25 protein-coding genes and 4 tRNA genes are annotated in these 24,716 nt (G+C 69.0%); 6 read left to right on the top strand and 23 right to left on the bottom strand.

From position 1 onward, the window contains the following. Window positions 1-75: 75 nt before the first annotated feature. The 9 genes from rpoB to AB0L56_RS00640 all read right to left on the bottom strand — a co-directional run bounded on the left by rpoB (window position 76) and on the right by AB0L56_RS00640 (window position 9,393). A complete protein-coding gene (rpoB, locus tag AB0L56_RS00680; protein ID WP_361031302.1) occupies window positions 76-3,561 on the bottom strand; it encodes a DNA-directed RNA polymerase subunit beta in 3,486 nt (1,161 codons plus the stop codon). Window positions 3,562-4,160: 599 nt separating this feature from the next. Further along, window positions 4,161-4,544, bottom strand: coding sequence for a 50S ribosomal protein L7/L12 (rplL, locus tag AB0L56_RS00675; RefSeq protein WP_361031299.1), 384 nt, complete (start codon window positions 4,542-4,544; stop codon window positions 4,161-4,163). A 123-nt stretch (window positions 4,545-4,667) separates the two neighbouring features. Beyond that, on the bottom strand, window positions 4,668-5,198 hold the full coding sequence (gene rplJ / locus AB0L56_RS00670) for a 50S ribosomal protein L10 (RefSeq protein ID WP_361031296.1): 531 nt from the start codon (window positions 5,196-5,198) through the stop codon (window positions 4,668-4,670). A 281-nt stretch (window positions 5,199-5,479) separates the two neighbouring features. After that, on the bottom strand, window positions 5,480-6,415 hold the full coding sequence (locus AB0L56_RS00665) for a hypothetical protein (protein WP_365417422.1): 936 nt from the start codon (window positions 6,413-6,415) through the stop codon (window positions 5,480-5,482). Window positions 6,416-6,580: 165 nt separating this feature from the next. Continuing rightward, a complete protein-coding gene (gene rplA, locus AB0L56_RS00660; protein ID WP_125504757.1) occupies window positions 6,581-7,306 on the bottom strand; it encodes a 50S ribosomal protein L1 in 726 nt (241 codons plus the stop codon). An 82-nt stretch (window positions 7,307-7,388) separates the two neighbouring features. After that, entirely contained in the window at window positions 7,389-7,823 is a 435-nt protein-coding gene (gene rplK, locus AB0L56_RS00655; protein WP_006130605.1) for a 50S ribosomal protein L11, read from the bottom strand. Window positions 7,824-8,000: 177 nt separating this feature from the next. Continuing rightward, window positions 8,001-8,846: a transcription termination/antitermination protein NusG gene (gene nusG, locus AB0L56_RS00650; RefSeq protein ID WP_361031288.1), complete on the bottom strand. Its 846-nt coding sequence runs from the start codon at window positions 8,844-8,846 to the stop codon at window positions 8,001-8,003. A gap of 80 nt (window positions 8,847-8,926) precedes the next feature. Beyond that, window positions 8,927-9,211, bottom strand: a complete 285-nt coding sequence (gene secE / locus AB0L56_RS00645) for a preprotein translocase subunit SecE (RefSeq protein WP_361031285.1) — start codon at window positions 9,209-9,211, stop codon at window positions 8,927-8,929. A 109-nt stretch (window positions 9,212-9,320) separates the two neighbouring features. Beyond that, window positions 9,321-9,393: transfer RNA gene (locus AB0L56_RS00640), tRNA-Trp, on the bottom strand. 281 nt (window positions 9,394-9,674) lie between these two features. On the opposite strand from AB0L56_RS00640, the gene AB0L56_RS00635 reads away from it, so the two are divergent. Both AB0L56_RS00635 and AB0L56_RS00630 read left to right on the top strand, forming a co-directional pair. After that, entirely contained in the window at window positions 9,675-10,901 is a 1,227-nt protein-coding gene (locus AB0L56_RS00635; RefSeq protein ID WP_361031282.1) for a pyridoxal phosphate-dependent aminotransferase, read from the top strand. A 122-nt stretch (window positions 10,902-11,023) separates the two neighbouring features. Then, window positions 11,024-12,061, top strand: a complete 1,038-nt coding sequence (locus tag AB0L56_RS00630) for an adenosine deaminase (protein WP_361031279.1) — start codon at window positions 11,024-11,026, stop codon at window positions 12,059-12,061. Here AB0L56_RS00630 and AB0L56_RS00625 read toward each other — a convergent pair. The 7 genes from AB0L56_RS00625 to AB0L56_RS00595 all read right to left on the bottom strand — a co-directional run bounded on the left by AB0L56_RS00625 (window position 12,045) and on the right by AB0L56_RS00595 (window position 14,971). Continuing rightward, entirely contained in the window at window positions 12,045-12,206 is a 162-nt protein-coding gene (locus AB0L56_RS00625; RefSeq protein WP_361031276.1) for a hypothetical protein, read from the bottom strand. The two genes, AB0L56_RS00630 and AB0L56_RS00625, sit on opposite strands and share 17 nt — an antisense overlap. Window positions 12,207-12,421: 215 nt before the next feature. Further along, window positions 12,422-13,477 (bottom strand): UDP-N-acetylmuramate dehydrogenase, encoded by a 1,056-nt coding sequence (locus AB0L56_RS00620; RefSeq protein WP_361031273.1) that lies wholly within the window; start codon window positions 13,475-13,477, stop codon window positions 12,422-12,424. Window positions 13,478-13,531: 54 nt separating this feature from the next. Then, complete coding sequence (locus tag AB0L56_RS00615; RefSeq protein WP_361031394.1) at window positions 13,532-13,960, bottom strand: MaoC family dehydratase; 429 nt, start codon at window positions 13,958-13,960, stop codon at window positions 13,532-13,534. Window positions 13,961-13,968: 8 nt separating this feature from the next. Then, window positions 13,969-14,421, bottom strand: a complete 453-nt coding sequence (locus tag AB0L56_RS00610) for a MaoC family dehydratase N-terminal domain-containing protein (protein WP_361031270.1) — start codon at window positions 14,419-14,421, stop codon at window positions 13,969-13,971. Between the two features lie 106 nt (window positions 14,422-14,527). Beyond that, window positions 14,528-14,692: a 50S ribosomal protein L33 gene (gene rpmG / locus AB0L56_RS00605; RefSeq protein ID WP_125496543.1), complete on the bottom strand. Its 165-nt coding sequence runs from the start codon at window positions 14,690-14,692 to the stop codon at window positions 14,528-14,530. An 88-nt stretch (window positions 14,693-14,780) separates the two neighbouring features. Continuing rightward, window positions 14,781-14,853, bottom strand: a tRNA-Met gene (locus tag AB0L56_RS00600). Window positions 14,854-14,898: 45 nt separating this feature from the next. Then, window positions 14,899-14,971, bottom strand: a tRNA-Thr gene (locus AB0L56_RS00595). Window positions 14,972-15,191: 220 nt separating this feature from the next. On the opposite strand from AB0L56_RS00595, the gene AB0L56_RS00590 reads away from it, so the two are divergent. Beyond that, window positions 15,192-16,457, top strand: a complete 1,266-nt coding sequence (locus AB0L56_RS00590; RefSeq protein WP_365417414.1) for a hydrolase — start codon at window positions 15,192-15,194, stop codon at window positions 16,455-16,457. Between the two features lie 54 nt (window positions 16,458-16,511). Continuing rightward, on the top strand, window positions 16,512-17,168 hold the full coding sequence (locus AB0L56_RS00585; RefSeq protein ID WP_365417411.1) for an NAD(P)H-binding protein: 657 nt from the start codon (window positions 16,512-16,514) through the stop codon (window positions 17,166-17,168). Window positions 17,169-17,181: 13 nt separating this feature from the next. Here the strand turns inward: AB0L56_RS00585 and AB0L56_RS00580 are convergent, their stop codons facing one another. Both AB0L56_RS00580 and AB0L56_RS00575 read right to left on the bottom strand, forming a co-directional pair. Beyond that, complete coding sequence (locus AB0L56_RS00580; protein WP_365417408.1) at window positions 17,182-17,394, bottom strand: hypothetical protein; 213 nt, start codon at window positions 17,392-17,394, stop codon at window positions 17,182-17,184. Window positions 17,395-17,485: 91 nt separating this feature from the next. Next, window positions 17,486-17,567, bottom strand: a tRNA-Tyr gene (locus AB0L56_RS00575). Between the two features lie 235 nt (window positions 17,568-17,802). On the opposite strand from AB0L56_RS00575, the gene AB0L56_RS00570 reads away from it, so the two are divergent. Further along, window positions 17,803-18,291, top strand: coding sequence for a YajQ family cyclic di-GMP-binding protein (locus AB0L56_RS00570; RefSeq protein ID WP_365417405.1), 489 nt, complete (start codon window positions 17,803-17,805; stop codon window positions 18,289-18,291). Between the two features lie 52 nt (window positions 18,292-18,343). On the opposite strand, the gene AB0L56_RS00565 is transcribed toward AB0L56_RS00570, so the two are convergent. Continuing rightward, entirely contained in the window at window positions 18,344-18,610 is a 267-nt protein-coding gene (locus tag AB0L56_RS00565) for a GlsB/YeaQ/YmgE family stress response membrane protein (RefSeq protein WP_361031253.1), read from the bottom strand. Window positions 18,611-18,702: 92 nt separating this feature from the next. Between AB0L56_RS00565 and AB0L56_RS00560 the strand changes: the two genes are divergently transcribed. Next, the gene (locus AB0L56_RS00560) at window positions 18,703-19,950 is read left to right on the top strand and encodes an APC family permease (protein ID WP_365417401.1); all 1,248 of its coding nucleotides are present in this window, start codon (window positions 18,703-18,705) and stop codon (window positions 19,948-19,950) included. 226 nt (window positions 19,951-20,176) lie between these two features. Here the strand turns inward: AB0L56_RS00560 and AB0L56_RS00555 are convergent, their stop codons facing one another. The 4 genes from AB0L56_RS00555 to AB0L56_RS00540 all read right to left on the bottom strand — a co-directional run bounded on the left by AB0L56_RS00555 (window position 20,177) and on the right by AB0L56_RS00540 (window position 24,711). Next, on the bottom strand, window positions 20,177-20,572 hold the full coding sequence (locus tag AB0L56_RS00555) for a YccF domain-containing protein (RefSeq protein WP_365417398.1): 396 nt from the start codon (window positions 20,570-20,572) through the stop codon (window positions 20,177-20,179). Then, a complete protein-coding gene (gene htpX, locus AB0L56_RS00550; RefSeq protein WP_361031244.1) occupies window positions 20,569-21,432 on the bottom strand; it encodes a zinc metalloprotease HtpX in 864 nt (287 codons plus the stop codon). The genes AB0L56_RS00555 and htpX overlap by 4 nt, the downstream gene beginning before the upstream one ends. Before the next feature lie 208 nt (window positions 21,433-21,640). Continuing rightward, on the bottom strand, window positions 21,641-23,140 hold the full coding sequence (locus AB0L56_RS00545; RefSeq protein WP_365417394.1) for an NADH-quinone oxidoreductase subunit N: 1,500 nt from the start codon (window positions 23,138-23,140) through the stop codon (window positions 21,641-21,643). Continuing rightward, complete coding sequence (locus AB0L56_RS00540; protein WP_365417391.1) at window positions 23,137-24,711, bottom strand: NADH-quinone oxidoreductase subunit M; 1,575 nt, start codon at window positions 24,709-24,711, stop codon at window positions 23,137-23,139. Before AB0L56_RS00540 ends, AB0L56_RS00545 begins: the two co-directional genes overlap by 4 nt. Window positions 24,712-24,716: the final 5 nt, after the last annotated feature.

The following is a 24,716-nucleotide window of genomic DNA, read 5'->3' as shown; positions in this document are numbered from 1 at the left end:
TTTCTAATCTGTGGGGTTCTTATGGGGGGGCCGGGGGGGGGGCGGCCCGGAGTCCCGGGGGCCGCCCCACTCCCGTCAGACCTCTTCGACGCTGCTCGGCTCGCGCCGGGACAGGTCGATGCCGAGCTCCTCCGCAGCGCGGAAGACGTCCTCGTCGGTGTCACGCATCTCGATGGACATACCGTCGCTGGACAGCACCTCCACGTTCAGGCACAGGGACTGCATCTCCTTGATGAGGACCTTGAAGGACTCGGGGATGCCGGGCTCGGGGATGTTCTCGCCCTTGACGATGGCCTCGTAGACCTTCACGCGGCCGGTGACGTCGTCGGACTTGATGGTCAGCAGCTCCTGGAGCGCGTAGGCGGCGCCGTACGCCTCGAGTGCCCACACCTCCATCTCGCCGAACCGCTGGCCACCGAACTGAGCCTTACCACCCAGCGGCTGCTGGGTGATCATGGAGTACGGACCGGTCGAACGCGCGTGCAGCTTGTCGTCGACCAGGTGGTGCAGCTTCAGGATGTACATGTAGCCGACCGAGATCGGGTCCGGGAACGGCTCACCGCTACGGCCGTCGAACAGCCGCGCCTTACCGGTCGGGAGCACCATGCGCTCGCCGTCGCGGTTCGGGATGGTGTGCTGGAGCAGACCCGCGAGCTCGTCCTCACGCGCACCGTCGAAGACCGGCGTGGCGACGTTGGTGCCGGGCTCGACCTGGTCGGCGCCGATGGCCTGGAGCCGCTGCGCCCACTCGTCCGCGAGGCCGGAGACGTCCCAGCCGCGGCTGGCGAGCCAGCCGAGGTGGATCTCCAGGACCTGTCCCGGGTTCATTCGGGACGGCACACCCAGCGGGTTGAGGATGATGTCGACCGGGGTCCCGTCCTCGAGGAACGGCATGTCCTCGATGGGCAGGATCTTGGAGATGACGCCCTTGTTGCCGTGCCGGCCGGCGAGCTTGTCACCGTCGGTGATCTTGCGCTTCTGCGCGACGTAGACGCGCACCAGCTGGTTCACACCGGGGGGAAGCTCGTCGCCCTCCTCGCGGTCGAAGACGCGCACGCCGATGACCTTGCCGGTCTCACCGTGCGGCACCTTCAGCGAGGTGTCACGGACCTCACGGGCCTTCTCACCGAAGATCGCGCGCAGCAGACGCTCCTCGGGGGTCAGCTCGGTCTCACCCTTGGGCGTGACCTTGCCGACGAGGATGTCACCGGCGATGACCTCGGCACCGATACGGATGATGCCGCGCTCGTCGAGGTCGGCGAGGACCTCCTCGGAGACGTTCGGGATGTCCCGGGTGATCTCCTCGGGGCCGAGCTTGGTGTCACGGGCGTCGACCTCGTGCTCCTCGATGTGGATCGAGGAGAGGACGTCGTCCTGCACGAGGCGCTGCGACAGGATGATCGCGTCCTCGTAGTTGTGACCCTCCCACGGCATGAACGCGACCAGCAGGTTCTTGCCGAGCGCCATCTCACCGTTCTGGGTGGCCGGACCGTCGGCGAGGACCTGGCCCTCGATGATCCGGTCGCCCTCGGCGACGATGACCTTCTGGTTGACCGAGGTTCCCTGGTTGGACCGGGAGAACTTGGCGAGGCGGTACGTGATGTACGTGCCGTCGTCGTTGGCGGTGGTGATGTAGTCCGCGGAGACCTCCTGGACCACACCCGCCTTCTCGGCCTTGACCACGTCGCCGGCGTCGACGGCGGAGCGGTACTCCATGCCGGTGCCGACGAGCGGGGACTCGCTCCTGATCAGCGGCACGGCCTGACGCATCATGTTCGCGCCCATGAGGGCACGGTTGGCGTCGTCGTGCTCGAGGAACGGGATCATGGCGGTCGCGACCGACACCATCTGGCGCGGCGAGACGTCCATGTAGTCGACCTCGTCACCGGGGACGTAGTCGACCTCGCCGCCGCGGCGGCGGACCAGGATGCGGTTCTCGACGAAGCGCATCTCGTCGCTGAGCGGCGCGTTGGCCTGCGCGATGACGAAGCGGTCCTCCTCGTCGGCGGTCAGGTAGTCCACCTCGTCGGTGACCTGGCCGTCGACGACCTTGCGGTACGGCGTCTCGATGAAGCCGAACGGGTTGATCCGCCCGTAGGAGGCGAGCGAACCGATCAGACCGATGTTCGGGCCTTCCGGCGTCTCGATCGGGCACATGCGGCCGTAGTGCGACGGGTGGACGTCACGGACCTCGAAGCCGGCCCGCTCACGGGAGAGACCACCCGGGCCGAGGGCGTTGAGACGACGCTTGTGCGTCAGGCCCGACAGCGGGTTGTTCTGGTCCATGAACTGGGACAGCTGGCTGGTGCCGAAGAACTCCTTGATGGAGGCGACGACCGGCCGGATGTTGATCAGGGTCTGCGGCGTGATCGCCTCGACGTCCTGGGTGGTCATGCGCTCGCGCACGACGCGCTCCATACGGGCGAGACCCGTACGGACCTGGTTCTGGATCAGCTCGCCGACGTTGCGGATACGACGGTTGCCGAAGTGGTCGATGTCGTCGGTCTCGACGATGATCGAGCGGCCCGACTCGCCGACCGTCTCGGTCTCACCGGCGTGCAGCTTCACCAGGTACTTGATGGTGGCGATGATGTCGTCGGTGGTGAGCACGCCGGCGTCCAGCGGCTCGTCCCCGCCGAGCTTCTTGTTCACCTTGTAGCGGCCGACCTTGGCCAGGTCATAGCGCTTGGGGTTGAAGTAGAGGTTCTCCAGCAGCGTCTGCGCGGCCTCACGGGTGGGGGGCTCGCCCGGACGCAGCTTGCGGTAGATGTCGAGCAGCGCGTCGTCCTGGCCCTGGGTGTGGTCCTTCTCCAGGGTGGCGCGCATGGACTCGTACTCGCCGAACTCCTCGAGGATCTGCTCGGTGGTCCAGCCGAGCGCCTTCAGGAGGACGGTGACGGACTGCTTGCGCTTGCGGTCGATGCGCACACCGACCATGTCGCGCTTGTCGATCTCCATCTCCAGCCAGGCACCCCGGGAGGGGATGATCTTGGCGGAGAAGATGTCCTTGTCGGACGTCTTGTCGATGGAGGAGTCGAAGTAGACACCGGGCGAGCGGACCAGCTGGGACACCACGACACGCTCGGTGCCGTTGATGACGAAGGTGCCCTTGTTCGTCATGAGCGGGAAGTCGCCCATGAAGACGGTCTGGGACTTGATCTCGCCGGTCTCGTTGTTGGTGAACTCGGCGGTGACGAAGAGCGGGGCGGCGTACGTGAAGTCGCGCTCCTTGCACTCGTCGATGGAGTTCTTCGGGGGCTCGAAGCGGTGGTCACGGAAGGTCAGCGACATCGACCCGGAGAAGTCCTCGATCGGGGAGATCTCTTCGAAGATCTCCTCCAGACCGGACTTGGTGGGGACGTCCTGCCCGTTCTCGAGAGCCTCCTCGACGCGAGCCTTCCAGGCGTCGTTCCCGAGCAGCCAGTCAAAGCTCTCGGTCTGCAGCGCGAGAAGGTTCGGAACCTCGAGGGGCTCCTTGATCTTTGCAAAGGAGATGCGCAGCGGGGCGGTGCTGGCGCCGTTGTTCGTATTCGCGGTCGAGGCGTTGCGCGAGGCGGCCAAGAGGGGGTCCTTCCGAGGGCTCGGACTCACTACGCGCGTACCGGCCCCCCACTGTGCACAGGGACAGAATCTTCCGATAGGGAGAAAACCCCAGGTCAGAGATCATTTGTCGTCAGTGCTCGAGTGAGGGCATGCCCCTGGTGACGGGCAGGGGACAGCTAACAGGCAGCGCAAAGGGTCAGTGTAGCCACTTGGCACACTGATGTCCAGTGCGGTGTACGAGACCGGGTAGTGGCCCTCGTTGTTCTCATCTCCTGCGACAAGGCGCTGCCCTCAACGCACCGTGATACTGCCCTCTTTGCCGTCGATCCATGCCTCGGATTCGGATCCTTGTGACGACGCGTCCTGAGAATTGCGCGCTGCGTGCGGTTCGTCAAGGCCCCCTCTGCCCCGACTGCCTCCCACGAGGCGATTCTCCGCGGGCCCCTGGAGGCACAACGAAGATCACCATACCCCCCGCCGTCCCGGGTGCAAGGCAGCCGCCGCCGGACCCCCGGTACGCCGAAGAGCGACCACCCGGATGGATGATCGCTCCTCAGCGCTTGAGCGTTACACGTCCCGTGGAACGTGCCTACGGATCCTGCCGGACCCGCGAGGTCTTACTTGACCTCGACGGAGGCGCCGGCGGCCTTGAGGGACTCGGCGGCCTTCTCGGCGGTCTCCTTGTTGACCTTCTCGAGGACCGGCTTCGGGGTGCCGTCGACGAGGTCCTTGGCCTCCTTGAGACCCAGGGAGGTCAGCTCGCGCACGACCTTGATGACCTGGATCTTCTTGTCGCCGGCGCCGGTGAGGACGACGTCGAACTCGTCCTTCTCCTCGGCGGCCTCGGCCGGGGCGGCCGGACCGGCCGGGCCGGCAACGGCGACCGCGGCGGCGGCGGTGACGTCGAACTTCTCCTCGAAGGCCTTCACGAACTCGGAGAGCTCGATGAGGGTCATCTCCTCGAACTGCGCGAGCAGGTCTTCCTGGCTGAGCTTCGCCATGATGGCGGTCCTTCCACTAAATCGGCAGGTGCCGGATGTACGGGGTGAGGCGGGCGTACGTCGGGCCCGCGTCGACCCTCACCTCATGCGGTTCATGCGGCGAGGATCGGAAAGCGAGCCGAATTACTCGGCACCGCCCTGCTCGTCCTTCTTGGCACGAAGCGCGTCCACGGTGCGGACGAGCTTCGAGGGGAGCGCCTGGAAGAGCTGAGCAGTCTGCGTCTGCTTGCCCTTGAAGGCACCCGCCAGCTTGGCGAGCAGAACCTCGCGGGACTCGAGGTCCGCAAGCTTCTTGATCTCGTCGGCGGACATCGCCTTGCCGTCAAGGACACCGCCCTTGATGACGAGATTCGGGTTCTCCTTGGCGAAATCGCGCAGACCCTTCGCCGCCTCGACCGGGTCACCGGTCACGAAGGCGACCGCCGACGAACCCGCGAACAGGTCGTCGAGCGTGGTGATCCCGGCCTCCTGGGCCGCAATCTTGGTCAGCGTGTTCTTCACCACACGGTACTGAGCGTTCTCACCGAGTGAACGGCGCAGCTGCTTGAGCTGAGCCACGGTGAGACCGGTGTACGCGGTAACGACAGCAGCGTTGGAGTTGCGGAACTTGTCCCGCATCTCCTCGACGGCATCGACCTTGTCAGGCCTCGCCATGAGCCTCGGCCTCCTTCCGGGTGATTCGGACCGCGCGGACCCGAAGGAGGACTGGGGAAAACGAAACGCCCCGGGCGCAGGCGCACGGGGCGTAGCTCAACCGGTCACTCGCGGCCTCACGGCGGCGAATTCCGGGAACTCTTCCACTGACACCTACGCGGGTCGTCCGCAGTTCAGCGGATCCTTCGGCCACCGCGCCCTCTGACGAGCGCACGGCAACGACCAGCGGTCTTTGGCTTCCGTGGAAGAGTACGCGAACGGATCGGTGTCAAGCAAATCGCCTAGGCACCCGCGCCGATGCCCTCCAGCTCCTGCATCATCTTCATGAAGTCGAACGTGTCCTTCTCCGCCGGCGCCTTGACGTCGGCAGCGGCGCCGTAGTCGGAGTAGTGCGCCGTCATCTTCATCGTGCCCTGGTTCATCTGCATGCCGACGATCATCTTGACCGGGTAGTCGTCCTCGTTGACCCAGACCTCGGTGTCGTAGCCCTTCAGGCCGGTCTTCTTCATGTTGGCGACGAGCTGCTCGCGCTCCTTCTCGGTGAACACACCGTCGAGCCCCTTGTTGGCGTCGAGCATCTCCTCGATGGTCAGCGTGCCCTTGTAGTGCTGCGTCTGGACGCCGTCGACCTTCTCCGGGCCCACGTGCTTCAGGTTCTTCGACCCGAGCAGCATGGCGAGCTGCTGTGCCGGGTCCTGGTTCATGTTCTCGATGCCCCCGGTCATCTGCTTCTGGATCTCGGGGTCGCCGGACGCCTCGGCGATGGCGCCGAAGTCCATCTTCATCCAGCGCTTGCCGTCCATGTCGGCGGCCGCCTTCGCTCCCATGTCCATGTACATGGCCTGGTCCAGCATGATCATGCGGACCTGCTCGGGGGCGTCCGGGTCGCCCTCCGTGAGCGCGGAGCCCTTCATGGTGACGTCCATGACGGCCGGGTCCCAGCCCTGGACGCCGGACATCTCCATGGTGCCGCCGCCTTCCAGGCCGGCCGGCATCTCCATCGTCATGCGGACCTTGGAGGACTTGGCCTCCGAGGTGTTCTTGAAGGCGGCCTGGAGGACCTTCGTCATCTCGTGCTGCGTCTGCACCTTGGACTGCGACGAGTCGGCGCCCTTCTTCTTGCCGTCCTTGTCACCCCCACCACATCCCGCGACACCGGCGACGACGGCCGCGGCCGTCAGACAGACACCCGCGCGCTTCCATGCGGACATCCCCATAGGTCCCACCCCTGTGTTGTGTGTGTGCGCTGTGCAACGTCTGTGCGATGAGAAGAACGGTAACGCAAGGGACCGACACTGGCGTACGACAAAGCCCGTCCCCGCGCCTCGGGAGGCGTGGGGACGGGCTTCTCACAGCGGTGCGGGCCGGCCGGCCCACCCGGCTCAGACCGCGGCCGGGTCCTCCTCGACGAGGAGGTTGCGGGTGCGGTTCGGGTCGAGCGGGATGCCGGGGCCCATCGTGGTGCTGATGGCGGCCTTCTTGATGTAGCGGCCCTTGGCGGCGGACGGCTTGAGACGGAGGATCTCCTCCAGCGCGGCGCCGTAGTTCTCCACCAGCTTGGTGTCGTCGAAGGACGACTTGCCGATGATGAAGTGCAGGTTCGCGTGCTTGTCGACACGGAACTCGATCTTGCCGCCCTTGATGTCGTTGACGGCCTTGGCGACGTCCGGGGTGACGGTGCCGGTCTTCGGGTTCGGCATCAGACCACGGGGACCGAGCACGCGGCCGAGGCGGCCGACCTTGCCCATGAGATCCGGGGTGGCGACGACGGCGTCGAAGTCCAGACGGCCCTTCGACACCTCGTCGATCAGCTCGTCGGCGCCGACGATGTCGGCGCCCGCGGCACGCGCGGCCTCGGCACGGTCACCGGTCGCGAAGACCAGGACCCGGGCGGTCTTGCCGGTGCCGTGCGGGAGGTTCACGGTGCCACGGACCATCTGGTCGGCCTTGCGCGGGTCGACACCCAGACGGAAGGCGACCTCGACGGTGCCGTCGAACTTGGTCGTGGACGTCTCCTTGGCGAGACGGACGGCCTCGAGCGGGGCGTACAGCTTCTCCCGGTCGATCTTGGCGTCCGCAGCGCGGAGAGACTTGCTGCGCTTGCTCACTGAAAGCTCCTGTGGAATCTGAGGAGTCGTGGTCCGGGCCGAGCAGGCCCTGCCACTACTGCTTGACTTACGGGGGTGGAGGTCAGCCCTCGACCGTGACGCCCATGGAACGGGCGGTGCCGGCGATGATCTTCTCGGCGGCGTCCAGGTCGTTGGCGTTGAGGTCGGGCATCTTGGTGGTGGCGATCTCACGGACCTGGTCACGCGTGATCTTCGCGACCTTGGTCTTGTGCGGCTCGCCGGAGCCCTTCTCCACGCCCGCGGCCTTGAGGATCATCTTGGCGGCCGGCGGGGTCTTGGTGATGAAGGTGAAGGAACGGTCCTCGTAGACCGTGATCTCCACCGGGATGACCCAACCGCGCTGCGACTCGGTCGCGGCGTTGTAGGCCTTGCAGAACTCCATGATGTTGACGCCGTGCTGGCCCAGCGCGGGGCCGACCGGCGGGGCCGGGTTGGCGGCACCGGCCTGGATCTGGAGCTTGATGAGCCCCGTGACCTTCTTCTTCTTGGGAGGCATGGCTCTCCGGGTCCTTTCGATTCGGGTCCTGCCCACGTCATGGGGACAACCCGGACGCAGGCATACCGCACAACGATAACGGGTATAGATGCGCGGCCAAAAACCGAGCAGGTCAGACAAACGCGCGAGCGCTCGCCTGACCTGCGCGGAAGCTGTATGTCAGCCGTTTCCAGAAGGCTAGTTCTTCTGGATCTGGTCGAAGGAGAGCTCGACCGGCGTCTCGCGGCCGAAGATCTCCACCAGGCCCTTGACCTTCTTGGAGTCGGGGTTGATCTCGTTGATGGTCGCCTGCAGCGTGGCGAACGGGCCGTCGGTGACGGTGACCGAGTCGCCGACCTCGAAGTCCAGCACCTGGACCTCGACCTTGCGCTGCGGAGCCGGCTTGCCCTCGGCCTCGGCGGCCTCGCGGGCGGCCTTCTCCTCGGCCTCCGGGGCGAGCATCTTGACGATCTCGTCCAGCGTCAGCGGGTACGGGTCGTAGGCGTTGCCCACGAAGCCGGTGACACCGGGCGTGTTGCGGACGACGCCCCAGGACTCGTTCGTCAGGTCCATACGGACGAGGACGTAGCCCGGGAGCTTGTTCTGCTTGATCGTCTTGCGGTCGCCGTTCTTGATCTGGACGACCTCTTCCTGCGGCACCTCGGCCTGGAAGATGTAGTCCTCGACGTTCAGCGAGACAGCGCGCTGCTCCAGGTTGGTCTTCACCCGGTTCTCGTAGCCCGCGTAGGTGTGGATGACGTACCACTCGCCGGGGAGCGTCCGCAGTTCCTCGCGGAGCTTCTCGACCGGGTCGCGCTCGTCCTCGGGCTCTTCGGCCTCCTCGGCCGCTTCCGCGGCCTCGGTGGTCTCGGCGGTCTCCTCCGCTGCGGCGGCCTCGTCCTCGGTGATGCCGGCAGCCTCGGCCTCGGCGGAGGCCTCGGTGTCCTCGACGTCCGCGCCCTCGACGGCGGCGAGCGCGTCCTCGGCGGACTCGGCCCCTTCGCCGTGAGGCTCAACGGCGTCGTTCACGTTCGGGTCAGACACGGTGGCTGCTTCTTCCTGGATACATAGGGGTGGAACATGCGAAAGGAGCGCCGGGTACCTCGGCGCTCTTCGCTCGGGGATCAGCCGAAGACGTACTTGGCGGCGTTGCTGAGGCCATAGTCGAACAAGGTAACCAGGCCGATCATCACCACCACGAAGACGATCACTGCGGTCGTGTACGACGTCAGCTGGTTACGGGTCGGCCAGACAACCTTGCGGAGTTCCGCAATGATCTGACGGTAGAAGAGCGCCAGGCGCTTCAGCGGACCCTTCTTGGCCCGCTTACCGCCCTTGCGGGTCTTCTTGGAGTCCGGAGCCTCGTCCTGGGCATCAGGCATGTCGATGGAGCCCACGGCGTCCGTCACTCGTCCTCACCTGATTCCGGGTCGTGGCCGTGCCGCGCCCGGTCTGAGCCCGCACGGCGGTGCATTGCTGTACGTACATGCGCACACATCCTGGCGATGGTGTGTGTAGCAGGGCCGGAGGGACTTGAACCCCCAACCGCTGGTTTTGGAGACCAGTGCTCTACCAATTGAGCTACGACCCTTTGTGCGCTCCCCAACGTACCGCATCCGACCGGATGCTTGGTGTGCACCGGCTGAGTGCGGGCCGCTCGGGGCCAACGAGGTGAGAGTGTACGTGTTCCTGGGCCGGGCGTCGAACAGAAAGTCCCCGGGACGGAACGCTCCGGCGTCGGAACGGGGGAAGATCGTCCTGGCCGCGGCCATGACGCGGGGGATCCGGACTGGTGTCCAGTGGTTTGCCCGGTCATGTTCAGTTCGTGAAACCCTCGTGCCCGGCGGGATCCGGGTCTGAAACGATGGGCCCATGAGCGCTGCAACCCCTCCCACCGAGCGCCGGGTCTCCGCCCGAGTCGGCGCGATCTCCGAGTCCGCCACCCTCGCCGTGGACGCCAAGGCCAAGGCCCTCAAGGCCGCCGGGCGACCGGTGATCGGCTTCGGCGCCGGTGAGCCCGACTTCCCGACGCCGGACTACATCGTCGAGGCCGCGATCGAGGCCTGCAAGAACCCGAAGTACCACCGCTACACGCCGGCCGGCGGTCTGCCGGAGCTGAAGTCCGCAATCGCCGCCAAGACGCTGCGCGACTCCGGCTACGAGGTGGACCCCTCCCAGATCCTCGTCACCAACGGCGGCAAGCAGGCCATCTACGAGGCCTTCGCCGCGATCCTCGACCCGGGCGACGAGGTCATCGTCCCGGCGCCCTACTGGACGACGTACCCGGAGTCCATCCGGCTGGCCGGCGGTGTCCCGGTCGAGGTGGTCGCCGACGAGACCACCGGCTACCGCGTCAGCGTGGAGCAGCTGGAGGCGGCCCGCACCGAGAAGACGAAGGTCGTCCTGTTCGTCTCGCCGTCCAACCCCACCGGCGCGGTCTACAGCGAGGCCGAGACCGAGGCGATCGGCAAGTGGGCCGTCGAGCACGGCCTGTGGGTGCTCACCGACGAGATCTACGAGCACCTGGTCTACGGCGACGCCGCGTCCGTGTCCCTGCCCGCGCTGCTGCCCGAGCTGCGCGACAAGTGCATCGTGGTCAACGGTGTGGCGAAGACGTACGCGATGACGGGCTGGCGGGTCGGCTGGATCATCGGCCCGAAGGACGTGGTGAAGGCCGCGACCAACCTCCAGTCGCACGCCACGTCGAACGTCTCCAACGTCGCCCAGGTGGCCGCCCTCGCCGCCGTCTCCGGCGACCTGGACGCGGTCGCGGCTATGCGCGAGGCCTTCGACCGGCGGCGCAGGACCATCGTGCGGATGCTCAACGAGATCGACGGCGTGGTCTGCCCCGAGCCCGAGGGCGCGTTCTACGCCTACCCGTCGGTGAAGGCGCTGATCGGCAAGGAGATCCGGGGCAAGCGGCCGCAGAACACGGTCGAGCTGGCCGCGCTGATCCTGGAGGAGGCCGAGGTCGCGGTGGTGCCCGGTGAGGCGTTCGGCACGCCCGGCTATGTGCGGCTGTCGTACGCGCTGGGCGACGAGGACCTCGTCGAGGGCGTGAGCCGGCTCCAGAAGCTGCTGGCGGAGGCGCGGGACTGATCTCCCCCTCGCCACAGGGGCGCCCGGATGTCACTCCGGGCGCCCCTGTTCGTTTGTGCGAGCAAGACCACGTAAGGGGAAAGCGCTACCGGGACGGGTGGGACGTGCGGCAGGATCGTCCGATGGAGCGTGTACGTGATCTCTCTGAGCTGCCGAAAGCCCATCTGCACCTGCACTTCACCGGGTCCATGCGGCCCACCACCCTGCTGGAGCTGGCCGACAAGTACGGGGTGCGCCTGCCCGAGGCGCTGACCGACGCGCTGACCAGCGGGGAGCCGCCGAGACTGCGGGCCACGGACGAGCGCGGCTGGTTCCGTTTCCAGCGGCTGTACGACGCGGCGCGCTCGTGTCTGCGGGAGCCGGAGGACATCCAGCGGCTGGTGCGGGAGGCGGCGGAGGAGGACGTGCGCGACGGCTCGGGCTGGCTGGAGATCCAGGTCGACCCGACGTCGTACGCGCCCCGGCTGGGCGGGCTGATCCCGGCGCTGGAGATCATTCTGGACGCGGTGGACTCGGCGATGCGGGACACCGGGGTGGGGATGCGGGTGCTGGTGGCCGCCAACCGGATGAAGCACCCCCTGGACGCGCGCACGCTGGCCCGGCTGGCGGTGCGGTACGCCGACCGGGGCGTGGTCGGGTTCGGTCTCTCCAACGACGAGCGGCGCGGGATGGCCCGCGACTTCGACCGTGCGTTCGCGATCGCCCGGGACGGCGGCCTGCTGTCCGCGCCGCATGGCGGCGAACTGGCGGGACCGGCGTCGGTACGGGACTGCCTGGACGACCTGGAGGCGCACCGGATCGGTCACGGGGTCCGGGCGGCGGACGATCCCCGGCTGATGCGGCGGCTGGCGGACCGCCAGGTGACGTGCGAGGTCTGCCCGGCATCGAACGTGGCGCTGGGGGTCTACGACAAGCCCGAGGACGTACCGCTGCGGACGCTGTTCGAGGCGGGGGTGCCGCTGGCGCTGGGCGCGGACGACCCGCTGCTGTTCGGTTCCCGGCTGGCGGCGCAGTACGAGATCGCGCGGCTCCACCACGGTTTCTCGGACGCGGAGCTCGCGGAACTGGCCCGCCAGTCGGTACGCGGCTCGGCGGCACCGGAGGACGTGAAGGCCAAGCTTCTGTCGGGCGTGGACGACTGGCTCACGTCCCCGGCGTAGGGGCGGGCGGCCACTCCGGCCGCTTGAAGTGGGAGTAGGGCGGATACGGCTCGAAGCAGAGCAGGATCTCGTCGGGGTGCCCGCCGCCGGGCCGCTGCACGAGCCCGGGGAGGCTCGACACCATCGCCATGCGCCCCTTGGTCACGCCTCTAGCCGCTGCGCCCACCCCCGCCGCATACGCACAGCTCATGGCCGCCTCGGCTAACACGTCCCGGCTGCCGTCGGTACGGACGGTCAAAGGCGTGCACGGACCGACGAGCGGCGCAGCTCCGGCCATGTGCTGGGCCGCAGCCCGTAGGACTGGTGGACCTGATCGGGGGTGCGTGTGCCCGTGCGCGGCGGTAACGGGGATTGCCGGGGCTACAGGCTCACGCCCACCGTGACCGGCTCGTTGACCAGCGTGATGCCGAAGGCCTCGTGCACTCCGGCGACGACCTCGCGGGCCAGCGCCAGGAGGTCTTCGGTGGTCGCGTCACCGCGGTTGGTGAGGGCGAGGGTGTGCTTGGTGGAGATGCGGGCGGGGCCGCTGCCGTATCCCTTGGTGAAGCCGGCCTTGTCGATCAGCCAGGCCGCGGAGGTCTTGGTGTGACCCGGGCCGGCCGGGTAGGCCGGGGCCTCGGCGCCCTCACCGAGCCGCTCTCGCACACGGGCGCGGAATGCGGCGAACGCCACATCGTCGAGGATCGGGTTGGTGAAGAAGGAGCCCGCCGACCAGGTGTCGTGGTCCTCGGGGTCCAGGACCATGCCCTTGCCCGCGCGGAGCTTGAGAACCGTCTCGCGGGCGGTGGCCAGCGGCACCCGCTCCCCCGGCGCGACACCGAGGACGCGGGCCGTCTCGGCGTACCGGATAGGACCGGAGAGACCGCCCGCGTCCTCCAGCGCGAAGCGCACGCGCAGCATGACGTAGCGCTTGGGGTCGGACTTGAAGCGGCTGTGGCGGTACGAGAAGGCGCACTCCTCGTTGCTCAGCGTGACGGTCTGTCCTGCACGACGGTCGTAGGCGACGACCTCGGTGATGGTGGAGGAGACCTCCTGGCCGTACGCCCCGACGTTCTGGATCGGGGTGGCGCCTGCCGAGCCGGGGATGCCGGCCAGGCACTCGACACCGGCCAGGCCTGCCTCCACGGTGCGGGCGACGGCGTCCGTCCACACCTCTCCGGCCGCCAGCTCCAGGCTCGTACCGTCCAGGGCGAAGCCGCGGGTGGCGATGACGAGGGCGGTGCCGTCGAAGCCCTTGTCGCCGATGACCAGGTTGGATCCGCCGCCGATGATCAGCAGCGGGGTGCCGCTGTCGTCGGCGTCACGGACGACGGCGATCACCTCGTCGTCGGTGGTGGCGGTGACCAGCCGGGTCGCGGGGCCGCCCAGCCGGAATGTGGTCAGCGGGGCGAGGGGGGCGTCATGGAGTTCCTGCACGGGCCCAAGACTACGAGACGGCACCGCGGGCCCCGCTCCCCCGGCCGGTCCGGGTCAGGCCAGCCGGACGACCGCGCGCGACATGCCCAGGACCTTCTGTCCGTCGTGCGTCGCGGTGAGGTCCACGCGGACCGTGTTGTCGTCGAGCTTGGCGGCGACCTTGCCGCTGACCTCGATGGTGGCGCCCTGGTCGTCGTTGGGGACGACGACCGGACGGGTGAAGCGGACGCCGTACTCGACGACCGCGCCCGGGTCGCCCGCCCAGTCGGTCACCACGCGGATCGCCTCGGCCATGGTGAACATGCCGTGCGCGATGACGTCGGGCAGCCCGACCTCCTTGGCGAATTTCTCGTTCCAGTGGATGGGGTTGAAGTCGCCGGAGGCGCCCGCGTACTGCACGAGGGTGGCGCGGGTCACGGGAAACGTCCGGGCGGGCAGTTCGGTGCCGACCTCGACGTCCGCGTAGGAGATCTTCGCCGTCATGGTGTGCTTCACGCCTCCTCGGCCGCGCGGGCCACCAGCTTGGTCCAGGCGGTCACGACATGTTCGCCGGCCTGGTCGTGGACCTCGCCACGGATGTCCAGTACCTCGTTGCCGGCCATCGACCTGATCTTCTCGATGGTCGAGGTCACGGTCAGCCGGTCACCGGCGCGCACCGGACGGTTGTACGCGAACTTCTGGTCGCCGTGCACGACCCGGTTGTAGTCGAGACCGAGCCGGGGGTCGGCCACGACCTGCCCTGCGGCCTTGAAGGTGATCGCGAACACGAAGGTCGGCGGGGCGATCACATCGGGGTGGCCGAGCGCCTTGGCGGCCTCCACGTCCGTGTACGCCGGGTTGGCGTCCCCCACGGCCTCGGCGAACTCACGGATCTTCTCCCGGCCCACCTCGTAGGGCTCGGTGGGCGGGTAGCTCCGCCCCACGAAGGACTGGTCGAGCGCCATGCGCGCGGCACCTCCTGTATCTGGAACGAGATCTGAAACGAGCCTGTACCGAAACGACACGAGGCCGCCCCCCGAGTGGGGGGACGGCCTCGTGTACGAGCCTGTTTTATCGCGTTTCGCGGTGCGTGGTGTGCGCATTGCAACGCGGGCAGTGCTTCTTCATCTCAAGACGGTCCGGGTTGTTACGCCGGTTCTTCTTGGTGATGTAGTTCCGCTCCTTGCACTCCACGCAGGCCAGCGTGATCTTCGGGCGGACGTCGGTGGCAGCCACGTGAGTGCTCCTTGACGAACGGATTGACGGTATTAACGCAAGAAGAGTAGCCGATCGAAGGACCGACCCCGCAATCGGCTACTGTCTGTAGCGGTGACCGGACTTGAACCGGTGACACAGCGATTATGAGCCGCTTGCTCTACCGACTGAGCTACACCGCTGTGATGCGATCGGCCCCGCCTGGCGGCGGGAACCTCACACACCAGAGCCCCAAAACGGAATCGAACCGTTGACCTTCTCCTTACCATGGAGACGCTCTGCCGACTGAGCTATTGGGGCGAGCGATGAAGACATTACACGGTCCGCCGCCGTTCGCCCAAATCCGTTTCGGGCCCCTGTCCCGCCATGGAGGGACCACGCCGGTACGACTATTGCGCTCCTCCCGGCGAGCGGCGGGCGGCCATCCTAGGCTCGACTCACTCTCCGTGATCTTGTCTCAACGGGATCTCGTCTCAATGTGACGTGCGTCCTCGTGCGCAGCCCGAGCCCCAGGAGCGCGATGCCCGAAAGCCGGCCGCAGCCACCGTCCGACCCCTGGCCGTCGCTGCCGGGCCCGGGTGCCGCCGACCCGGCCCCGGTCCTGCTGTGTGGCGCACGGCTCACCGACGGGCGCACGGTGGACGTACGGCTGGGCGGCGGGCGCATCGAGGCGGTCGGTACGGCCGGCAGCCTGGCGGCGGACGGCACGCGCGCGTGCGTCACCCATCTCGACCTCACCGGCTATCTCCTCCTGCCGGCCCCCGCCGAACCCCACGCCCATGCGGACACCGCCCTGTCCGCCGGCGGCGAGGGCCCCGCCTCGGACGACCCCCAGGACGTCCAGCGCCGCGCGACGCGGGCGGCCCTGCTCCAGCTCGGGCACGGCGCCACGGCGCTGCGAGCCCATGTGCGCGTGGGTGATCTGGCCGGGCTGGGGGCGCTCACCGCCGTACTGGACGCGGGGCGCTCGCTGCGCGGGCTGGCCGAGCTGACGACGGTGGCGATGCCCCGGGTGCTGACCGGGGTGGCGGGGGCGGACGGGCTCGCGGTGCTGCGGGACGCGCTGAAGATGGGAGCGTCAGCGGTGGGCGGCTGTCCGGACCTCGACCCGGACCCCACGGGCTATGTGGAGGCGGTGCTGGAGGTCGCCTCGGAGCACGGCTGCCCCGTCGACCTGCACACGGACGCCACCGATCCCGCCCGGCTGGCCCGGTTCGCGGCCATGGCGGGCGGGCTACGGCCGGGGGTGGCGCTCGGCCCGTGCGGCGGTCTCGGCAGGCTGCCGGAGGAGCTGGCCGCCCGGACCGCGGACCGGCTCGCCGCGGCCGGGGTGACGGTGGTGTGCCTGCCGCAGGGCGGCTGCGGCGCCGCAGACGGCCGGGGCCCGGCGCCGGTACGGCTGTTGCGCTCGGCGGGGGTGCGGGTGGCCGCCGGGAGCGGCGCCCTGCGGGACGTGTCGAACCCGGTGGGCCGCGGCGACCCGCTGGAGGCCGCCTATCTGCTGGCCTCGCACCAGGGCCTGCCCGCCGAGGACGCCTACGCCGCGGTGAGCACGGCGGCGCGGGCCGCTCTGGGGCTGCCCGAGGTGCGGGTGGAGGCGGGCTTTCCGGCCGAACTGCTGGCCGTCCGCGGGGACGGGCTGCCGGGCGCGCTGTCGCTGGCGTACAGCCGCGTCGTGGTGCACGGGGGGCGGGTGGTGGCGCGGACGAGTGCGGTGCGGGAGTACTGCGATTCGACGGCGACGGCGGGGCACGGACTGCCGCGGCAGGGGCGGGGGTTCACGTAGGCGCGTCGCGGCGTCGCGCGGCGCATGGGGTCGCCCCGGCGTACGGTCGGAGGCATGCGCATTGTCATCGCTGGTGGTCATGGTCAGATCGCGCTGCGGCTGGAGCGGCTGCTCGCCGCGCGCGGGTACGAGGCGGCGGGCATCATCCGCAAACCCGAGCAGGCCGACGACCTGCGGGAGCGGGGCGCCGAACCGGTCGTCCTCGACCTGGAGTCCGCGTCGGTGGAGGAGGTCGCGGAACGCCTGGAGGGTGCGGACGCCGCGGTGTTCGCGGCGGGCGCCGGCCCGGGCAGCGGGGTGGAGCGCAAGGAAACGGTGGACAAGGCGGCGGCGATCCTCTTCGCCGACGCGGCCGTCCGCGCGGGCGTACGGCGCTTCCTGATCGTGTCGTCCATGGGTGCGGACCCGGCGCACCAGGGCGACGAGGTCTTTGACGTGTACCTGCGTGCCAAGGGTGAGGCGGACGCGTACATCCGCGGCCTGGACGCCCTGGACTGGACGATCCTGCGTCCCGGTCAGCTCACCAACGACGCCGGCACCGGCCTGGTCCGCCTGGAGGCGCACACGGGCCCCGGAACGGTCCCGCGCGACGACGTGGCCGCTGTACTGGCGGAACTGGTGGACACACCGGCCACGGCGGGACTGACCCTGGAACTCATCAGCGGGTCCGTTCCGGTGTCGGTTGCCGTCAAGTCGGTGGCGGGCAACTGAGCATCGCCGGGCGCTAGAACAGCGGCATCTGCCCCGGGAACTCCGGCACAACGTGACCGTCCAGCGAGGGCTGCTCCGCACCGAGCGGCGCCCGCCTGCGCGATCCGGAGCACGAGGTCAGCTCCCGGCTCCCCCGGGCGCCGGGCGGGTCGTGCCGCGCATACCGCCCGGCGACCACGGCGATCTCACGACGGCACTCGGGGCAGGGACGGCGAGGGGACGACATGCGGCCAGTGTGCCCCCGGAGCCTCAACCCACGAGCACGAAAAACCCCTCCGGACCACGTTTCCGCAGTCCGAAGGGGGTCTTCCCCAGTGTGGCGGCGCCAGGATTCGAACCTGGGAAGGCTGAGCCGGCAGATTTACAGTCTGCTCCCTTTGGCCGCTCGGGCACACCGCCGGGGTTGCTGCCTTCGTACCGCCTTTCGGCGGTGCTCCGTGGCAACGACGTAAACAATACCTGATGGGTGGGGGTGCTTCGCCACCCCGTTGATCGCCACCGGCGGGCCGGCGGGTGACTAGGCTGGTCCGGATGCGGTCCGGGGCCGATGCCGTGCTCGGGGGCCGCCGCATGTACGCCGGTACGCATTCGGTGCGCAGCCCGATACGCACCCCGATCCAAGGAGCCACAGGACATGGCCGACTCCAGTTTCGACATCGTCTCGAAGGTCGAGCGGCAGGAGGTCGACAACGCCCTCAACCAGACCGCCAAGGAGATCTCTCAGCGCTACGACTTCAAGGGCGTGGGCGCCTCGATCTCGTGGTCCGGGGAGAAGATCCTCATGGAGGCGAACTCCGAGGACCGGGTGAAGGCTGTCCTCGACGTCTTCCAGTCCAAGCTGATCAAGCGGGGCATCTCGCTGAAGGCCCTGGACGCGGGCGAGCCGCAGCTCTCGGGCAAGGAGTACAAGATTTTCGCGTCGATCCAGGAGGGGATCTCCCAGGACAACGCGAAGAAGGTGGCGAAAATCATCCGGGATGAAGGTCCGAAGGGCGTGAAGGCGCAGGTGCAGGGCGACGAGCTGCGGGTGAGCTCGAAGAGCCGGGACGACCTCCAGGCCGTCATCGCCCTGCTCAAGGGCAAGGACTTCGACTTCGCGCTGCAGTTCGTGAACTACCGGTAGGTCCTCGGACGCGGACGGGAGGGGTGGGCACCCGGGCGGTGCCCGCCCCGTCTCAGTTGCGCGAGTGGCCGAACAGGATGCGGTAGGCGACCAGGAGGACCAGCGAACCGCCGATCGCGGCGAGCCAGGTGGTGCCGTCGTAGAAGTCCTTGGTGATCGGGTGGTCGAGCCAACGCGCCGATATCCAGCCGCCGATGAACGCTCCGGCCACGCCGATCAGGGTCGTGCCGATGAGTCCGCCCGGATCGCGGCCGGGGAGCAGGAACTTCGCCATCCCTCCGGCCAGCAGTCCCAGGATGATCCAACTGATGATCGTCATGCCGTGCACCTGCCCCTTTCCCGCCGTCCTTGCACCCGGGAAGACGTCACACGTCCATCTGCCGGTTGCTTGCGATCAGTAGGGTGCGGCCCGTGACAGGAACGAAGGGCCCTGAGCTCCGCCGCACGCTCGGTCTGGGCGACGCCGTGGTGATCGGTCTCGGCTCGATGGTGGGAGCCGGGATCTTCGCCGCCCTGGCACCCGCCGCGCACGCGGCCGGCACCGGGTTGCTCCTGGGCCTGGCGGTCGCCGCCGTGGTCGCCTACTGCAACGCCACCTCCTCGGCCCGCCTCGCCGCCCTGTACCCGGCCTCGGGCGGCACCTACGTGTACGGACGCGAGCGGCTCGGGGACTTCTGGGGCTACCTCGCGGGCTGGGCCTTCGTGGTCGGGAAGACGGCCTCCTGCGCGGCGATGGCGCTCACCGTGGGCGCGTACGTCTGGCCGGACCAGGCGCACGCCGTGGCGGTCGCCGCCGTGGTGCTGCTGACCGCGGTGAACTACAGCGGTGTCCAGAAGTCCGCGTGGCTGACGCGGGTGATCGTGGGTGTGGTCCTGGCGGTCCTCGCTTCCGTGGTGGTCGGGTGTCTGACGTCGGCGGAGGCCGATGCCGGGCGGCTGGACATCGGGGTGCCGGGCGGGGCCGGCGGGGTGCTTCAGGCCGGCGGTCTGCTGTTCTTCGCCTTCGCCGGGTACGCCCGTATCGCCACCCTCGGTGAGGAGGTCCGGGAGCCGGCACGCACCATCCCCAGGGCGATTCCGCTGGCCCTCGGTATCACGCTGAGCGTGTATGCGGCTGTCGCCGTGGCCGTCCTCTCGGTGCTGGGGGCGCGGGAGCTCGGTGACACCGCCGCGCCGCTCGCGGACGCGGTGCGGGCCGCCGGGGTTCCGGAGCTCGCCCCGGTGGTGCGGGTCGGTGCGGTGGTGGCGGCTCTGGGTTCGCTGCTCGCGCTGATCCTCGGGGTGTCGCGGACGACGCTGGCCATGGCCCGGGACCGGCATCTTCCGGGTGCCCTGGCCGCCGTCCACCCGCGGTTCCGGGTGCCGCACCGGGCGGAGCTGGCGGTGGGTGCCGTGGTCGCCGTGCTGGCCGCCACTGTGGATGTGCGGGGTGCGATCGGTTTCTCCTCCTTCGGTGTGCTGACGTACTACGCGGTGGCCAATGCGTCGGCCTGGACGCTCGATGCGAGGCCGGTGACCCGGGTGGTGCCGGCGGTGGGGCTCGCCGGCTGTCTGGTGCTGGCGTTCTCGCTGCCGTGGGTTTCGGTGGCCGGGGGTGCCGGGGTGCTGCTGGCGGGCGTGCTGGTGTACGGCGTGCGCCGGTCGGGTGGCGGGCGGTAGCGGGCGGGCGCGCCGTCCGGAAGGCGGTCGCAGGTCGTATGTCGGGGAGGCAAGCCTGATGCGGTGGGCGGACGTGTGTCCTGTCCCCCGCCGGGGTTGGTAACTGCTCGTGCTCGGTCATGGCTTCAGCATGCGGGCCGCCGCCGACGACCGTGCGGGCCTGTGGACAACCTCGGGGTTGTGGACAACGCCCTGAGGCGTGCTGGGGAAGGACCGGGTCCCGTCGCTACCAGCGCTCGGTGAACGCCCGGTCCGTGGGCACGATCTCGCGGCCCAGCGGGAACAGCGCGACCGGGAGCAGCTTGAAGTTGGCGATGCCGAGCGGGATGCCGATGATCGTCACGCACAGGGCGATGCCGGTGACGATGTGACCGAGCGCCAGCCACCAGCCGGCCAGCAGCAGCCACAGCACGTTGACGAGGAACGAGGGGGCACCCGCGTCCCGGCGTTGGACCGTCGTGTACCCGAAGGGCCACAGGGCGTAGACACCGATGCGGAAGGCGGCGACGCCGAACGGGATGCCGATGATCGTGATGCACAGCAGCACGCCCGCGAACAGGTAGCCGAGGAACAGCCAGAAGCCGCTGAAGACGAGCCATATGAGATTGAGGACAGTCTTCACTGGGCGTGACCTGCCATCTTCTCGAGCCGGGCGATACGTTCCGCCATCGGCGGGTGGGTGGAGAACATCTTCGCCAGGCCCTGCCCCGGACGGAACGGGTTGGCGATCATCATGTGGCTGGCCGTCTCGATACGGGGCTCGGCGGGCAGCGGAAGCTGCTTGGTGCCGTGTTCCAGTTTGCGCAGTGCGGAAGCGAGGGCAAGCGGATCGCCGGTGAGCTGGGCGCCGGAGGCGTCGGCCTCGTACTCCCGGGAGCGGCTGATGGCCAGTTGGATGATGGACGCGGCAAGCGGGCCGAGGATCAGGATCAGCAGCATCCCGAGCAGACCCGGGCCCTCGTCGTCGTCCGAACGGCCGATGGGGATCAGCCAGGCGAAATTGACCAGGAACATGATCACGGAGGCGAGGGCGGCCGCGACCGAGGAGATCAGGATGTCGCGGTTGTAGACATGGCTGAGCTCGTGACCGATGACGCCGCGCAGCTCTCGCTCGTCGAGCAAGCGCAGGATGCCTTCCGTGCAGCACACGGCCGCGTTGCGCGGGTTGCGGCCGGTGGCGAAGGCGTTGGGGGCCTCCGTCGGGGAAATATACAGACGGGGCATGGGCTGACGGACCTCGGTCGACAGCTCGCGGACCATGCGGTACAGCCCCGGTGCCTGGAACTCGCTCACCGGACGGGCGCGCATCGCCCGCAGGGCCAGCTTGTCGCTGTTCCAGTACGCGTACGCGTTGGTGCCCAGCGCGATCAGGACGGCGACGAGGAGCCCCGTACGGCCGAAGAAGCTGCCGATGACGATGATGATCGCGGACAGTCCCCCGAGGAGGACTGCGGTCTTGAGCCCGTTGTGCCGGCGGTGCACGGTACGCCCTCCAAGTCGTACGGCAGGGGAACCCTTGCTTGCTGATCCTTCTTCTGACCTGCGCTGTCCACTGGTCCGGTGGTGTCACCTCCAGTGGACCCTCCCGTATCGGTCAACGCGAGGCGAAGGGCACTAGTTCCCTTGTGCGCGCGGTGGCGCGTGTCAACCGTCCGGGTGACGGCTGCCCCGTCGGCGTGCTCCGGTGTGCTCAGAAGAGTCCGGTGTCGGTGAAGCGGAGGACCAGCTGGGGTGCGCCGGACAGGGCGATGCCGACGACACCGGTCAGGGCGATCGCGGCGGTGAGGGGAGCGGGGAGGCGGTGGCGGACCGGCTCCCCCTCGGGGGCGCGGAACAGCAGGGCCGTCCAGTGGAGGTAGTAGACCAGCGCGATGACGACGTTGACGGCCATGACGACGGCGAGCCAGCCCAGGCCGGCATCAACGGCGGCGGCGAACACCGTGACCTTGGCGAAGAGGCCGATGATGCCCGGCGGGAGTCCGGCGAGGCACAGCAGGAAGAAGCCCAGGAGGAGGGCGGTGAGCGGGCTGGAGGCGTACAGGCCGCGGTAGTCGGCGACGCGGTTGAGGCGGTGCGTACGGCCGACGAGGGCGGCGACCGCGAACGCGCCCAGGTTGACGGCGCCGTACATGAGGGCGTAGGCGAGCGTGGAGCCGATCGACTTCTCGGCGTCGTCGGCGTACGCGGCGGCGGCGATCGGCACCAGGAGGTAGCCGGCCTGGCCGACGGACGACCAGGCGAGGAGGCGTACCGCGCTGTACGCGCGCGCGGCCTGCTGTCTGAGGGCGCCGACGTTGCCGACGGTCATGGTGAGGGCGGCCAGTGCGGCGAGGGCGGGGCCCCATACGTCGGCGTAGGACGGCAGGGCTACGACGGTGATGAGGATCAGGCCGGAGAAGCCGACCGCCTTGCCGATGACCGACAGGTAGGCGGCGACCGGCAGGGGGGCTCCCACGTAGGTGTCGGGGACCCAGAAGTGGAAGGGAACGGCGGCCGTCTTGAAGGCGAAGCCCACGAGGGTGAGGACGACACCGGTCTGGGCGAGCGTGTGGAGCTGTCCGTCGACGGTCTGGATCCGCTCGGCGACGAGGGTGAGGTGGAGGGTTCCGGTGGCGGCGTAGACGAAGCTGATGCCGAGCAGGCTGACCGCGGTGGCGGTGACGGAGGAGAGGAAGAACTTCAGGGCCGCTTCGGACGACTTCCGGTCGCCATGCCGGAGGCCGACGAGGGCGAAGGCGGGCAGGGAGGCGACCTCGAGGGCGACGACGAGGGTCGCGAGGTCGCGGGAGGCGGGCAGCAGGGCTGCGCCGGCCGCCGAGGAGAGGAAGAGGAACCAGTACTCGCCCTCGGGGAGCCGCTTGTTCTCGTCCTTCAGGGCGGTGACCGACAGAAGGGCGGCCAGGAGGGCGCCGCCGAGCACCAGGAACTGGATGACGAGGGTGAAGCGGTCCGCGGTGTAGCTGCACGCGCCTTCGTCGCCGACCAGGCAGAAGGTGCTGCGGTCGGCGTCGAGGAGGGGCAGCAGCATCAGCGTGGCGGCGGCGAGACCGGCCACCGAGAGCCGGCCGAGCAGGGGCTTCCTCTTCTCGCTCACGAACAGGTCGGCGACGAGGACGACGAGTCCGACGACCGCCGTGATGGTCGGCGGCGCGATGGCCAGCCAGTCGACGGACTGGACGAGGGAGCTCATCGGGTGCCTCCTGCGAGGAGCTGCTGCACGGCCGGATCGGTCAGTCCGAGGAGGGCCCCCGGCCACAGTCCCGCGGCGACGGTGAGGACGACGAGCGGGGACCAGGCCGCGAACTCGTAGGAGCGCACGTCGGTGAGCTTCGGGGCGTCCTGGGGGACGGCGCCCATGCAGACCCTGCGGACCACGACCAGCAGGTAGGCGGCGGTCAGCAGGGTGCCGAACGCGCCGATCGCCATGAAGGTCAGGAAGGCGGGGCGGCTGAGTCCTCCGGCGGGGTCGAAGGCGCCGAACAGGGCGAGCATCTCGCCCCAGAACCCGGCGAGGCCCGGCAGGCCGAGGGAGGCGACGGCGGCGAAGGCGAGCAGGCCGCCGAGGCGCGGGGCCTTGCCGTAGAGGGCGGCGCCGGTCTCCTGCGCGAGGGCGTCGAGGTCGGTGCTGCCGGTGCGCTCCTTGAGCCCGCCGACCAGGAAGAACAGCAGGCCGGTGATGAGGCCATGGGCGACGTTGGCGAAGAGGGCGCCGTTGACGCCGGTCGGTGTCATGGTCGCGATGCCGAGGAGGACGAAGCCCATGTGGCCGACGGAGGAGTAGGCGATCAGGCGCTTGAGGTCGCCCTTCGCGCCCCGTCCGGCGAGGGCAAGGCAGGCGAGGGATCCGTAGATGATGCCGACGACGGCGAACGCCGCGAGGTACGGCGCGAAGGTGCGGAAACCGTCCGGCGCGGCGGGCAGCAGGATCCGGACGAAGCCGTATGTGCCCATCTTCAGCAGGACGCCGGCGAGCAGGACCGAGCCGACCGTCGGCGCGGCGGTGTGGGCGTCGGGCAGCCAGCTGTGCAGGGGCCACATCGGGGTCTTGACCGCGAGCCCGATCCCGACCGCCAGAACCGCGGTGACCTGCACGGATGCGGTCAGGGTCCGGCTGTTGTCAGTGGCGAGTGCCACCATGTCGAATGTGCGCGCCGTGATGCCGATCAGGAGCAGGCCGAGCAGCATGACCACAGAGCCGAGCAGCGTGTAGAGGATGAACTTCCAGGCGGCCTCGGCCCGGCCCTCGCCGCTCCAGCGGGCGATGAGGAAGTACATCGGGATCAGGACCATTTCGAAGGCGAGGAAGAACAGGATCAGGTCGAGGACGGCGAAGGTGGCGAGGGTGCCGGACTCGAGGACGAGCAGCAGGGCGACGAAGGCCTTGGGGGCCGGGCCCGCCGGTGGTTTGAAGTATGAGTAGAGGGCGCTGAGGAAGGTCAGCAGCGCGGTCAGGACCAGAAGGGGGAGGGAGATGCCGTCGGTGCCGAGGTGGATGCGCACGTCGAGTGCGGGGATCCAGCTGATGTCGGTTGTGGCCTGCATCTTCGACGGCTGGTCGTGGTCGAAGCCCAGCGCGAGGACGATCGCCGCGATGAGGACCGCGCCGGTCACGGTCACGCCGTGGCGGAGCACGGCCTGCTCGGGTGACTTCCCCTTCAGTCCGGGCGGGGCCGGCAGGAGAGCAGCGGCGGCGCCGAGGAGCGGGCCGACGACGAGGAATGCCAGAAGGAACTGCATCACGGACTCGTTGATATCGATCACGCCTG

It is taken from the genome of Streptomyces sp. NPDC052079 (genome assembly GCF_040680275.1).
Classification (GTDB): domain Bacteria; phylum Actinomycetota; class Actinomycetes; order Streptomycetales; family Streptomycetaceae; genus Streptomyces.
This window is presented reverse-complemented; position numbering and strand designations above follow the sequence as displayed.